Genomic DNA, 13,205 nt, shown 5'->3' on the forward strand with positions numbered 1-13,205 from the left:
TCCTATATGAGGAGCGGGACAAATGAGACCCAGCATGGCGTTAACTTAAGAGGAGGCTCCAGGACCACCCCGCGGAAAGCGAGTGCCTGCTAGCTGCAATCAACAGCCATGTTTAACAGAGCTATTAGTAAAAGAAAAAACCAGGGCAGGGGCAAAGGGGCATCCTTTCGCTTCTGCTCGCATTTTTTTGGATAGAATTAAGATGGGGTGTGTATTGATGAAACAGAGTATGACATTGATTCCAACATTAAGAGAAGTTCCTGCAGACGCAGACACAAAGAGTCATCAGTTATTGCTGCGTGCAGGGTTTATCAGGCAGAATTCAAGCGGTGTGTACAGTTATTTACCGCTTGCTAAGAAAGTCCTTCATAAGATTGAAACCATTATCCGCGAGGAAATGGACAATGCTAGTGCGGTTGAACTATTTATGCCGGCCCTGCAGCAAGCCGAATTATGGCAGGAGTCAGGCCGCTGGTATTCCTATGGGCCAGAGCTGATGAGGCTTAAAGACCGTAATGAACGTGATTTTGCACTTGGGGCGACACATGAAGAGGTAATCACGAGCATAATTCGCGATGAAGTGAAGTCATATAAGCGCCTTCCGCTTGCGTTGTATCAAATCCAAACCAAATTCCGTGATGAAAAAAGACCGCGGTTTGGGTTATTGCGCGGGCGTGAATTTATCATGAAGGATGCGTATTCGTTCCATTCTGACTTTGACAGCCTGGATGAGGTCTACCAAAAAATGTACAACGCTTATTCAGCTGTATTCCGCCGCTGCGGCTTAAACTTCAGGGCGGTTATTGCAGACTCTGGAGCAATGGGTGGAAAAGATACACATGAATTTATGGTTCTTTCAGATATTGGAGAAGATACAATAGCCTATTCTGACACATCAGACTATGCTGCTAATATCGAGATGGCACCAGTAACAGCCGAATATACCCGGAAAAATGAAGAACAAAAAGAGCTTGAAAAAGTGCTGACAGAAAATCAAAAAACGATTGAAGAAGTATCTTCATACTTGAATACAGCTCCAGAGAATTGCATTAAATCGCTAGTGTTTAAAGCCGATGATCAATATGTGCTTGCTCTAGTAAGAGGAGATTTTGAAATTAATGATATCAAGCTGAAAAATCTTCTTGAAACTTCTGTGGTTGAGCTTGCCTCCCCTGCTGAAACAAAAAAAATTATTGGGTCTGAAATTGGCTCAATTGGACCGGTCCATGTCGAAGGGGATCTGGAAATTGTGGCGGACTACAGCATTCAGTCCATTGTAAATGGAGTGTGCGGTGCCAACGAAGATAATTATCATTTCATCAATGTGAATCCTGAACGGGATTTCACCGTTTCCCGTTATGCGGACCTGCGTTTTATAGAGGAAGGCGATGCTTCGCCTGATGGAAATGGCGTCATTAAGTTCGCTAAGGGCATTGAGGTAGGCCATGTATTCAAGCTAGGAACCCGTTACAGCGAGGCAATGAATGCTGCGTTCCTTGATGAAAACGGCCGCTCTCAGGCAATGATCATGGGATGTTATGGAATCGGGGTATCACGTACACTAGCTGCGGTGGCAGAGCAGTTTAATGATGAAAACGGTCTTGTATGGCCTGCAAACCTGGCTCCATATCAGGTTCACATCATTCCTGTCAATATGAAGGATGAAGCTCAAAAAGGGCTAGCGGAAGAGTTATATCAAGAGCTTAAGGCATCTGGAATTGAAGTTCTTATGGATGACAGGCAGGAAAGACCAGGAGTTAAGTTCGCAGATTCAGATTTAATTGGGATTCCTGTCCGCATAACTGTTGGGAAAAAAGCAGCGGAAGGCATCGTGGAGATTAAAGACCGTAAGAATGGCGAAGTTATTGAATCCGATAAAGCGCAGATCAAAGAAGTAATCTCTAAACTTTTGACTGTTTAATCACAAAAACGAGGAAGGTATCCATTACAAAATAATGGTACCTTTTTCTTTTTCCGGGAGTTTTTTTATTAATAATCCATCGACCTAAGTGTGTTATAATTACCAGAGCCAATATAAGAAAACTGTTTTATAAATGGGGAGAGAGAATAATTAATGGACCAAAATCCAAATCCAAAAAAAGAAAGATTCCAGCTCTTGCTCCAGCAGCTTCAGCTAACGGAAGACGCGTTTGTGAAATATTTCTATAACGCAGAAATCGAGAAGCTTTTTGTAGAAAGAGATTCGAAGAAATGGCATTTCTCCTTTCAGCTGGAAGAACTGATTCCCTGCAGTGTTTATACAAGATTTTCAACGCAGCTTACACAATCATTTGCTCATATAGCAAAGGTTTCTTTTTCTATAAATGTTCTAAATCCGCAGGTTACGGAAGAGTTAGTCAGAGAATACTGGAATAATTGCATAAAAGAAATAGATGGGATGTCTCCGGTACTCTTGTCACTGCTGAATGAGCAAGTACCAAGACTGGCCGGCAATAGGATTCTGATTTCTGCTAGAAATGATGCCGAAGCAGGACAGCTAAAGAGAAAATATTCGGGAATCATATCCAATATTTATCAAACTCTGGGCTTTCCGGCTTTTTCAATAGAACCGGAAGTAAAACCTGAGAGTGAAAATTCCGAGTACAAAATGTTCCTGGAGCAAAAGCAAAAGGAAGATCAGGAACGCGGTCTTGCCGCCCTCATTGCAATGCAGGAGAAAGAAAGCGAAAAGTCTAAGGAAGATGGTGGAGCGGATGAAGGTCCACTTCTTATCGGGTACCGCATTAAAGAAGATGCTGATTTCCGCAGACTTGAGCATATTGTTGACGAAGAGAGAAAAATAGCAATAGAAGGATATGTATTTGATGCCGAAACGCGTGAACTGCGCAGCGGACGTACACTGTTAACCTTCAAAGTCACTGACTATTCAAGTTCCATACTTGTTAAAATGTTCTCGCGTGATAAAGAAGATGCGGTACAGCTTGCGCGTGTCAAAAAAGGTATGTGGGTAAGAGTGCAAGGCAGTATCCAAAACGATACCTTTGTGAGAGACCTGGTTATGATCGCGAATGACATTAATGAAATTAAAGCAAAAGGCCGTATGGATACAGCGCCTGAGGGGGAAAAAAGAGTAGAACTCCATCTTCATTCACCGATGAGTACGATGGATGCTGTTTCTTCTATTAGTTCACTTGTCGCACAGGCGAAAAAATGGGGCCACACAGCCATTGCCATTACCGATCATTCTGGTGCTCAAGGTTTTCCAGAAGCTTATGGAGCCGGCAAGAAAAATGACATTAAGGTGATGTATGGCATCGAGGCGAATCTTGTGAACGACGGTGTGCCTATAGCCTATAATCCGCAGCACAGAATGCTTTCACAGGATACGTATGTGGTGTTCGACGTAGAAACAACCGGTTTATCAGCTGTTTATGACACAATCATTGAGCTGGCAGCAGTAAAAATCAAGGATGGCGATATTGTTGACCGCTTTGAATCATTCGCAAATCCACATCATCCACTTTCAGCAACAACGATTGATCTCACAGGAATAACAGATGATATGGTGGAAAATGCCCCTGAAGTGGACGAGGTCATCACGAAGTTTAAGGAATGGGCAGAGGATAGTATATTAGTAGCTCACAATGCAAGCTTTGATATGGGCTTTTTAAATGTCTGCTATAAAAAGCTGGGTTATGGAAAAGCTGAGAACCCGGTAATCGATACGCTGGAATTAGGCCGCTTCCTATATCCGGAAATGAAAAACCACCGGTTAAATACACTGACTAAAAAGTTTGATATCGAATTAACACAGCACCATAGAGCCATTTATGATGCTGAGGCTACCGGCTATTTGATGATCAAGATGTTAAAAGATGCCCTTGAGCATGGTGTTGAATATCATGACCAGCTGAATGACAATATGGGGAAAGGCAACTCCTATCAGCGTTCAAGACCTTCTCACTGTACACTTCTTGCTGTCAATGAGACAGGGCTGAAGAATTTATTTAAGCTCGTATCGATATCCCACTTAGAATATTTTTATAGAGTTCCAAGGATTCCCCGCTCTGTTCTTCAAAAGCATAGAGAAGGGCTGCTTATAGGATCCGGCTGTGACAAAGGGGAAGTTTTCGAAGGGATGATGCAGAAATCTTTTGAAGAAGTAGAAGAAATTGCAGAATTCTATGATTACCTGGAAATCCAGCCCAAGGAAGTGTATTCCCATTTAATAGAGATGGAATACGTCCGCGATGAAAAATCGCTTGAAGGGATCATTAAAAATATTGTTAAGCTTGGTGAAAAGCTTGAAAAGCCGGTTGTAGCCACAGGAAATGTTCACTATAAGGATCCAGAAGATAAGATATACCGCAAAATTTTAGTAAGGTCACAGGGCGGAGCGAATCCGTTAAACCGTCATAAATTGCCAGATGTCCATTTCCGTACAACGGATGAGATGCTAAAGGCATTTTCATTCCTTGGCGATGAGAAGGCAAAAGAAGTGGTCGTGACCAATTCAAATCTGGTTGCCGATAAAATAGAAAACATCAAAGTTATTAAAGATGACCTTTTCACTCCGAAAATTGAAGGTGCCGAAGAGGAAGTCCGTGAAATGAGCTATGCCATGGCCCGCAGTATTTACGGTGACGAACTGCCTGAGATCGTTGAAGCGCGTCTTGAAAAGGAACTAAAAAGTATTATTGGCCACGGATTTGCCGTAATCTACTTAATTTCTCATAAGCTCGTAAAAAAATCGCTGAATGATGGATATCTGGTTGGTTCCCGTGGATCGGTAGGTTCATCGCTTGTTGCAACCATGACCGAAATTACGGAAGTAAATCCGCTGCCGCCGCACTATGTCTGCCCTAAATGCAAGCATTCAGAATTCTTCAATGACGGATCAGTAGGATCAGGGTTTGACCTGCCGAATAAAAGGTGTCCGGAATGCGGTGCGAACTACAAAAAAGACGGGCATGATATTCCATTTGAAACGTTCCTTGGCTTTAAAGGGGATAAAGTTCCCGATATCGACTTGAACTTCTCCGGTGAATACCAGCCCCGGGCCCATAATTACACAAAAGAGCTGTTCGGGGAGGATTATGTATATCGTGCGGGAACCATCGGCACGGTTGCGGAAAAAACGGCATATGGTTATGTGAAGGGATATGCATCCGATAATAATCTACATGTGCGGAATGCTGAAATAGACCGGTTAGTGGCTGGATGCACAGGAGTTAAGAGAACAACCGGACAGCATCCAGGAGGAATAATAGTTGTCCCTGATTATATGGATATCTACGATTTCTCGCCGATACAATTCCCTGCAGATGATAAAAATTCCGAATGGAAAACAACCCACTTCGACTTCCATTCGATTCACGATAACCTGTTAAAACTCGATATCCTGGGACACGATGATCCGACCGTGATCAGGATGCTTCAGGATCTAAGCGGCATTGATCCAAAAACCATCCCTACAGATGACCCTGAAGTAATGAAGATCTTCAGCGGTCCTGAAACACTCGGGGTGACCGAAGACCAGATTATGTGTAAAACGGGGACACTCGGCATACCTGAATTTGGTACACGCTTTGTCCGCCAGATGCTTGAAGACACCAAACCGACCACATTCTCTGAACTTGTCCAGATTTCCGGTCTATCCCACGGAACCGATGTATGGCTCGGCAATGCCCAGGAACTGATTCATAATAAAATCTGTAACCTGAGCGAAGTAATCGGCTGCCGTGATGACATCATGGTATATCTAATCTATCAAGGTTTAGATCCGTCACTAGCCTTTAAAATTATGGAATCCGTACGTAAAGGTAAAGGACTTTCCGAAGAATTCGAAGCGGAAATGAGAAAGAATGAAGTTCCGGAATGGTATATTGATTCTTGTAAGAAAATCAAATACATGTTCCCGAAAGCCCACGCGGCTGCATATGTATTGATGGCCGTAAGGATTGCTTATTTCAAAGTACATCATCCAATTCTATACTATGCCGCATACTTCACTGTAAGAGCAGAAGACTTTGACATCGAAGCCATGACACGCGGTTCTCAGGCAATCCGGGCAAAAATTGAGGAAATCAATGCCAAAGGCCTGGATGCTTCAACCAAAGAAAAGAACCTGCTGACTGTCATGGAACTGGCACTCGAAATGTGCGAACGCGGCATGTCCTTTAAAAAGATCGACTTATACAAATCACATGCCAGTGAGTTCATCATCGAAGGAAACTCACTGATCCCGCCGTTCAACTCACTGCCGGGCCTTGGCACAAACGTTGCCTTAAACATCGTCCGTGCAAGAGAAGAAGGAGAATTCCTATCCAAAGAAGACCTCCAGCAGCGCGGAAAAGTATCAAAAACCATATTAGAATATCTGGACAAGCAAGGCTGCCTGGAATCACTTCCAGATCAGAACCAGCTGTCGTTGTTTTAAAAAATGGAACCGGAGAAATTTTTCCGGTTCTTTTTATGTTAGAGGGGCGTTGGGTTAGGTCAGGAATAGAGATAATGTCAAAGACTAGAAATGGCAGGAAAATCTTATTACTCGATGTTGGATAGGGGGCGGCTGCCGGCAGAAGCTTTATGAGGGGAAAGGGACTATCGTAATTAGGATAGGGATAACTAGGATAAGCATAACCAGGATTAGACAAGCATAAGAGGTTTTAAATAAGCATACCTGTCCACAGATAAGCATAAAACCCTCTAACATAAGCATAAACCCTCCAAACATAAGCATAAACCACTGAAATATCAGCATAACCTCCGGAAACAGAAGCATAAATGAAAAATCCATTGTGTGTAACCTTTTAAACTACCTGGATATAACCGAAATCCTATAGCTAGAAACAGTTTTGTTGCAATCTGACCTGGATTTTCTAGAGTTATTTACTAAAAAAAGGTTGTTTTATTAAAAAAACCACCTTCTAGGTAACTGCTCTTGTTGCTGGCCTTTTATGTTGCTTTAAGTAGACATGTCTTTAATCCAAGCTGAGACCCTCGAGACATAAGCCAATCAGCCCATGAGAAGAAGGGCGCTTCTCACGGTCTGCTCGTCTTATGCTTGGCTGGCGCATAAGTGCGACTAAACTTCTGTCTTCGGTATCGCTCGCCAATCAGCAAGTCTTCTTTATGGAGTCTCTGCCAGCATTCTATGTAAGGCTTAAACTATGGGGTGTGTAAATCATGGATTTTTAGAATTATTAAGCGGGGCAGGCACCGCTTTCCGCTTTTCTTAAATGTCCAGCTGCGGACTGACCCCCTCGAGACATAAGCCAATCAGTCCATAAGAAGAAAAAGCGCTTCTCACGGCCTGCTTGTCTTATGCTTGTCGGGAGTCTGCTTTTCTACTTATAGGGTGTTTACCATAAAAGTATTTAACATTGTTCCTGTAAGGAGATAATCGTGAAAAGCACCGTCCTCCGCTTTTCATGTGACCCAGCTGCGGACAGCCACCTTCGGTCATAAGCCCATCGCCATCAAAAGGCAAAACCGGCCTTTAGCTGCCGCTCGTCTTATGCCTTTCAGGTTTCTGCTTTTCTATTAAGAATCGGGGCTGAATATTTGTTGTTAATCATTCACCGCTCAAGGAATCGTGCTATGAAAAGCACCGCCCTCCGCTTTTCTTGAGATCCAGCTCCAAGCTGAGACCCTCGAGACAAAAGCCAATCAGTCCATGAGAAGAAAAAGCGCTTCTCATAGCCTGCTCGTCTTATGCTTTTCGGGTCTCTGCCTTCCTAAGATTTCTGAGGGATAATAGTATACGCTTATCATGGAAGTTTTAAAAAGTGTTAAAGGGGAAGGCACCGCTTTCCGCTTTTCTTGCATAAACTTCTTGGTTATGGTATATTTTTATTGGAAATACTAAGGCTGAGCGAGAAGAGTGGGGAAACCCACTCTTTCGTTGTTTACATAAATTTTATTTGGGTGATGTGTAGGAGCAGGGGTATCTTCCTGCTTATTTCATACAAATACACTTCTTCTTTCTTATTTTAAGGAGGGACACGATGAGTAATAAAGTTACTGAAATAGTAGAAGAACAGGTGCAGCCGATATTGAGTGATTTGAACCTTGAATTAGTGGACATTGAATATGTGAAGGAAGGCAAGAATTGGTTTCTTCGGGTTTTCATTGATAAGGAAGGCGGCGTCGATATTGAGGAATGCGGCACCGTTAGTGAGCGTTTAAGTGAAAAGCTTGATGAGACGGATCCGATTCCGTATAACTATTTTCTTGAGGTTTCATCACCTGGTGCTGAGAGGCCGCTTAAGAAAGCGGAGGATTTCACTAAGTCCATCGGCAAAAATGTATTTATTAAGACTTATGAACCCATTGATGGGATAAAAGAATTTGAAGGTATTTTAGAGTCGTTTGACGGTACGGTCATAACGGTAAATATGAAAATTAAAACCCGCACCAAGACTGTAGAAATACCATACGAGAAAGTAGCTAAGGCAAGGCTTGCTGTTACTTTTTAATCAGGTGCAGGGTGATTTTTTTGAGGGGGATAAAAAATGAGCAGTGAATTACTGGATGCCTTGGTCCTGTTGGAAAAGGAGAAAGGCATTTCAAGAGATGTTATAATAGAAGCGATTGAGGCGGCTCTTGTATCAGCCTATAAACGAAACTTTAACCAGGCACAGAATGTGCGGATTGATATGAACCTTGAAAGAGGTACAATGAGAGTTTTTGCTAGGAAGGAAGTCGTGGATCAGGTTTTTGATGCACGCCTTGAGGTTTCTGTAGAAGAAGCCCGCCGGATTGATCCGAACTATCAGGTTGAAGATGTTGTGGAGATGGAAGTGACTCCTAAGGATTTCGGACGCATCGCAGCACAGACAGCTAAGCAGGTTGTGACGCAGAGAGTCCGCGAAGCCGAGCGCGGCATCATTTATTCTGAATTCATTGACCGTGAAGAGGATATTATGACTGGGATTGTCCAAAGGCAGGATTCCCGTTTTATCTATGTCAGCCTTGGGAAAATTGAAGCTCTTCTTCCAATCAATGAGCAGATGCCAAATGAACACTACAAGCCCCATGACCGCATTAAAGTGTTTTTAACGAAGGTTGAGAAGACTTCAAAGGGTCCGCAGATCTTTGTTTCTAGAACACATCCTGGACTATTAAAGCGTTTGTTCGAGATTGAAGTTCCCGAAATTTATGATGGAACAGTTGAGATAAAATCTGTTGCCCGTGAAGCCGGGGACCGTTCGAAAATTTCCGTTCATTCAGAGAACCCTGAAGTGGATCCTGTAGGTTCATGTGTTGGTCCAAAAGGACAGCGGGTTCAAGCTATCGTGAATGAACTCAAAGGTGAAAAAATAGATATTGTAAATTGGTCTGAAGATCCAGTGGAGTTTGTTGCGAATGCACTCAGCCCTTCAAAAGTACTTGAGGTCATCGTGAAGGAAGAAGAAAAAGCTACTACTGTTATCGTGCCAGACTTCCAGCTTTCCCTTGCAATCGGCAAGCGCGGGCAAAATGCACGTCTTGCAGCAAAATTAACGGGCTGGAAAATTGATATAAAGAGTGAATCAGATGCTCGTGAAGCCGGAATTTATCCTGTGGATAATGAAAAGCTTCTATCCTTTGACGAGGAAGATGAGCTGGGAGAAGAATAGAGAGGTGAGCTTTAGGTGATTAGTCGCAAGAAGATTCCCATGAGGAAGTGTGTGGCTACCGGAGAAATGAGGCCCAAAAAAGAACTTATCCGTGTGGTTCGGAGCAAAGAGGGAGAAGTCTCTGTTGATCCTACCGGGAAGAAATCGGGGCGGGGAGCCTATTTGACACTTGATAAAGAAGCAATCCTTCTTGCCAAGAAGAAAAATATACTCGCCAATCAGCTTGGTGCAGCCATTGATCCTTCTCTATATGATGAGCTGCTGGCCCTAGCTGAAAAGGAGAACCGCTGACCCTCATGAAGAATGATCAATGGATGTCTCTGCTGGGTTTAGCAGCTCGTGCCAGAAAAATGATTTCCGGTGAGGAACTGGTGGTAAAGGAAATTAGAAACGGCAAAGCAAAGCTGGTCATTTTAGCCCAGGATGCTTCCCATAATACTGAAAAGAAAATTACGGATAAATGTAAGTTTTATAAAGTTCCCCTTTTTAAGGTGGAAGATAGATATTTGCTCGGTCAAGCAATCGGTAAAGACGCCCGTGTAACCGTTGCAGTCCTCGACGAGGGTTTTGCAAAAAAACTTCAGACGTTGCTCGATTAAATTTTATGGGGGTGAACGTATGACGAAGATCCGTGTATACGAATATGCAAAAAAACATAATGTTTCTAGCAAGGACGTCATTACGAAATTAAAAGAAATGAATATAGAGGTAACCAATCATATGACAGCAATAGACGATTCTACAGTAAACAAATTAGATAGTGCTTATAAGCCAAATAAAGATAATAATCAAAAAACTGCCAGCGGGCAAAAACCAGCCCCAAAACCAAACACTCAAAACCAGCAGCGTCCTCAAAATTCAGGCTCGAACCAGCAGCCTGCTGCAGCTAAGCCAAAATCGTTCGACGAACATGACAACGATAACAGCGTTAATAAACAAAAGCTGACTAAAAAGACACCAAACAAGCCTGTGGCTGCTGGCAAGAAACAGACTCAGGAAAACCAATCCAAAGAAACTAAAGCCTTTAATAATAAGGGTGGCAGAAACAACAACAACAATAATAGAAACAACAACAATAGAAATAGAAACAATAAACGCCATCAAGTCTCTACTTATCAGGCTCCGCCTCGTAAAGAAAGAGAGCTGCCGAAAAAAATCACCTTTACTGAGTCTTTGACGGTTCAGGAGCTTGCTAAAAAGCTTCATAGGGAACCTTCAGAACTGATTAAGAAATTATTCCTGCTTGGAGTAATGGCTACAATCAATCAATCACTAGATAAAGATGCAATTGAGTTAATTGCTTCTGAATATGGGGTAGAAGTAGAAGAAGAGATCAAAGTAGATCTTACTGATCTTGAAACTCTTGCTGCCGAAGAAGATGCACCTGAAAGCCTGGTTGAGCGCCCTGCGGTTGTAACCATTATGGGACACGTTGACCATGGTAAAACTACGCTGCTAGATTCAATCCGTAATACGAAAGTAACGGAAGGCGAAGCTGGCGGAATCACTCAGCATATCGGGGCTTATCAAGTTGAAGTAAATGACAAAAAGATTACGTTCCTTGATACTCCAGGCCACGCTGCGTTCACAACAATGCGTGCACGCGGAGCGAAAGTTACGGATATCACTATTTTAGTAGTAGCGGCAGATGACGGTGTTATGCCACAGACTATTGAAGCTATTAACCATGCAAAAGCGGCCGAGGTTCCAATTATCGTAGCTGTGAACAAAATGGATAAACCGGGAGCTAATCCTGACCGTGTGATGCAGGAGCTTTCAGAACGCAATCTAGTACCGGAAGCATGGGGCGGCGACACAATCTTTGTTCCGATCTCTGCTAAGAATGGCGAAGGAATTGACAGCCTTCTTGAAATGATCCTTCTCGTGAGTGAAGTTGAAGAGTACAAGGCGAATCCAAACCGCAAGGCAGCAGGATCTGTCATTGAAGCCCAGCTTGATAAAGGCCGTGGTGCGGTAGCGACGCTGCTTGTCCAAAACGGTACCCTTAAGGTTGGAGACCCAATCGTAGTAGGTAACTCATTCGGCCGTGTAAGGGCGATGGTGAACGATCTTGGACGGAGAGTGAAGGATGCAGGCCCTTCTACACCTGTAGAAATTACCGGTCTTAATGAAGTGCCTCAGGCTGGAGATCTGTTCATTGTATTTGACGATGAGAAAACAGCCCGTCAGGTCGGGGAAGCACGTTCTCAAAGACAAGTTCAATCAAATCGTACAGAGAAAGCCCGTGTAACTCTGGATAATTTATTCGAACAGATGAAGCAGGGTGAAGTGAAGGATATTAACTTGATTGTAAAAGCTGACGTTCAAGGGTCGGTTGAAGCAATGAGCGCTTCGCTTCAGAAGATTGAAGTGGAAGGCGTCAAAGTTAAAATTATCCACTCCGGCGTAGGTGCCATCAATGAGTACGACATCATGCTGGCAACTGCATCCAATGCTATAGTTATTGGTTTTAATGTGCGCCCAGATGTAAATGCTAAACGTGCAGCCGAATCTGAAAATGTAGATATCCGCTTACACCGAATCATTTATAAAGTAATCGAAGAGATTGAATCTGCAATGAAAGGTATGCTTGATCCTGAATTTGAAGAAAAAATCATTGGTCAGGCTGAAGTCCGTACTACTTTCAAAGTTTCTAAAGTCGGTACGATTGCAGGCTCATATGTAACGGATGGTAAAATCACCCGTGACAGCGGCATCCGCTTAATCCGCCAGGGAGTTGTTATTTTCGAAGGCGAAATTGATGCTCTTAAACGATTTAAGGATGATGCAAAAGAAGTATCTCAGGGTTATGAGTGCGGCATTACCATTAAAAACTATAACGACCTTAAAGAAGGCGACATAATTGAAGCCTACGTTATGGAGGAAATTGAGCGCAAATGATCGGCTATGCCGAATTTGAATGCATCATATACGATGCGCATTCCCTCAAGGAAAAGCGTGCAGTCCTTCAGCGTGTGCTGACAAGGCTTAAGCAAAAGTATAATATTTCCATTGCTGAGACGGGGCATCAGGACGTATGGCAGAGAACAAAGCTTGCCATCGTAACCGTGTCCTCCTCAAGGCAGTCTTCGGAAAGAGAACTGCAAAATGCACTTCGTTTTGTAGATTCCTTTCCTGAAATAGAAAGAACAGTTACAGAGATAGAATGGCTTTAAATGAACGGGGTGATGAATATGAGCCTTCGTGCAAACCGAGTTGGCGAACAGATGAAAAAAGAGCTTAGCGAAATAATCGGCCGTAAAATTAAAGACCCGCGGATCGGCTTTGTAACCGTCACGGATGTTGAAGTAACTGGCGACCTTCAGCAGGCAAAAGTTTATATATCTGTGCTTGGAGATGAAGAACAGCGGCAGAATACGTTAAAAGGGCTGGCTAAAGCGAAAGGTTTTATCCGCTCTGAAATAGGCCAGAGAATCCGTCTTAGAAAAACTCCAGAGATTTTCTTTGAGTTTGATGAGTCCGTTGATTATGGGAACCGCATTGAAAATCTGCTTACCCAAATCAACAAAGAAGAGCATAATACGAGCGGCGAATAATCAGATCTTTCCCTTTTAGGGAAATATATGCGGCCAATCTGGCTTTTTAGGGAAAGGATAGATC

Annotated in this window: 9 protein-coding genes; all 9 read left to right on the plus strand. The window is 43.1% G+C overall.

The annotated features are described in order from the left end of the window. Positions 1 to 217: 217 nt before the first annotated feature. The 9 genes from CUU66_RS01615 (at position 218) to rbfA (ending at position 13,141) form a co-directional block, all read left to right on the plus strand. Entirely contained in the window at positions 218 to 1,921 is a 1,704-nt protein-coding gene (locus CUU66_RS01615; RefSeq protein WP_101640009.1) for a proline--tRNA ligase, read from the plus strand. A 153-nt stretch (positions 1,922 to 2,074) separates the two neighbouring features. After that, positions 2,075 to 6,400, plus strand: a complete 4,326-nt coding sequence (locus CUU66_RS01620; RefSeq protein WP_101639941.1) for a PolC-type DNA polymerase III — start codon at positions 2,075 to 2,077, stop codon at positions 6,398 to 6,400. A 1,570-nt stretch (positions 6,401 to 7,970) separates the two neighbouring features. Continuing rightward, complete coding sequence (gene rimP, locus CUU66_RS01630; protein ID WP_101639943.1) at positions 7,971 to 8,441, plus strand: ribosome maturation factor RimP; 471 nt, start codon at positions 7,971 to 7,973, stop codon at positions 8,439 to 8,441. A 36-nt stretch (positions 8,442 to 8,477) separates the two neighbouring features. Further along, positions 8,478 to 9,584, plus strand: a complete 1,107-nt coding sequence (nusA, locus tag CUU66_RS01635; protein ID WP_101639944.1) for a transcription termination factor NusA — start codon at positions 8,478 to 8,480, stop codon at positions 9,582 to 9,584. A 15-nt stretch (positions 9,585 to 9,599) separates the two neighbouring features. Continuing rightward, complete coding sequence (rnpM, locus tag CUU66_RS01640) at positions 9,600 to 9,875, plus strand: RNase P modulator RnpM (RefSeq protein WP_101639945.1); 276 nt, start codon at positions 9,600 to 9,602, stop codon at positions 9,873 to 9,875. A 5-nt stretch (positions 9,876 to 9,880) separates the two neighbouring features. Beyond that, complete coding sequence (locus CUU66_RS01645; RefSeq protein ID WP_101639946.1) at positions 9,881 to 10,183, plus strand: YlxQ family RNA-binding protein; 303 nt, start codon at positions 9,881 to 9,883, stop codon at positions 10,181 to 10,183. A gap of 19 nt (positions 10,184 to 10,202) precedes the next feature. Continuing rightward, positions 10,203 to 12,485, plus strand: a complete 2,283-nt coding sequence (gene infB, locus CUU66_RS01650; protein ID WP_101639947.1) for a translation initiation factor IF-2 — start codon at positions 10,203 to 10,205, stop codon at positions 12,483 to 12,485. Further along, a complete protein-coding gene (locus CUU66_RS01655; protein ID WP_101639948.1) occupies positions 12,482 to 12,760 on the plus strand; it encodes a DUF503 domain-containing protein in 279 nt (92 codons plus the stop codon). The genes infB and CUU66_RS01655 overlap by 4 nt, the downstream gene beginning before the upstream one ends. Before the next feature lie 18 nt (positions 12,761 to 12,778). Beyond that, entirely contained in the window at positions 12,779 to 13,141 is a 363-nt protein-coding gene (gene rbfA / locus CUU66_RS01660; RefSeq protein WP_101640010.1) for a 30S ribosome-binding factor RbfA, read from the plus strand. The last annotated feature ends 64 nt before the right edge of the window (positions 13,142 to 13,205 follow it).

The organism is Peribacillus deserti (assembly GCF_002863585.1).
GTDB classification, from domain to species: domain Bacteria; phylum Bacillota; class Bacilli; order Bacillales; family DSM-1321; genus Paraperibacillus; species Paraperibacillus deserti_A.

Excerpts from the sequence above, each read along its gene's own strand:
- CUU66_RS01645 (WP_101639946.1), top strand. The coding sequence starts at position 9,881 with ATGAAGAATGATCAATGGATGTCTCTGCTGGGTTTAGCAGCTCGTGCC.
- CUU66_RS01655 (WP_101639948.1), top strand. The coding sequence starts at position 12,482 with ATGATCGGCTATGCCGAATTTGAATGCATCATATACGATGCGCATTCC.
- CUU66_RS01615 (WP_101640009.1), top strand. The coding sequence starts at position 218 with ATGAAACAGAGTATGACATTGATTCCAACATTAAGAGAAGTTCCTGCA.
- rimP (WP_101639943.1), top strand. The coding sequence starts at position 7,971 with ATGAGTAATAAAGTTACTGAAATAGTAGAAGAACAGGTGCAGCCGATA.
- nusA (WP_101639944.1), top strand. The coding sequence starts at position 8,478 with ATGAGCAGTGAATTACTGGATGCCTTGGTCCTGTTGGAAAAGGAGAAA.
- infB (WP_101639947.1), top strand. The coding sequence starts at position 10,203 with ATGACGAAGATCCGTGTATACGAATATGCAAAAAAACATAATGTTTCT.
- CUU66_RS01620 (WP_101639941.1), top strand. The coding sequence starts at position 2,075 with ATGGACCAAAATCCAAATCCAAAAAAAGAAAGATTCCAGCTCTTGCTC.
- rbfA (WP_101640010.1), top strand. The coding sequence starts at position 12,779 with ATGAGCCTTCGTGCAAACCGAGTTGGCGAACAGATGAAAAAAGAGCTT.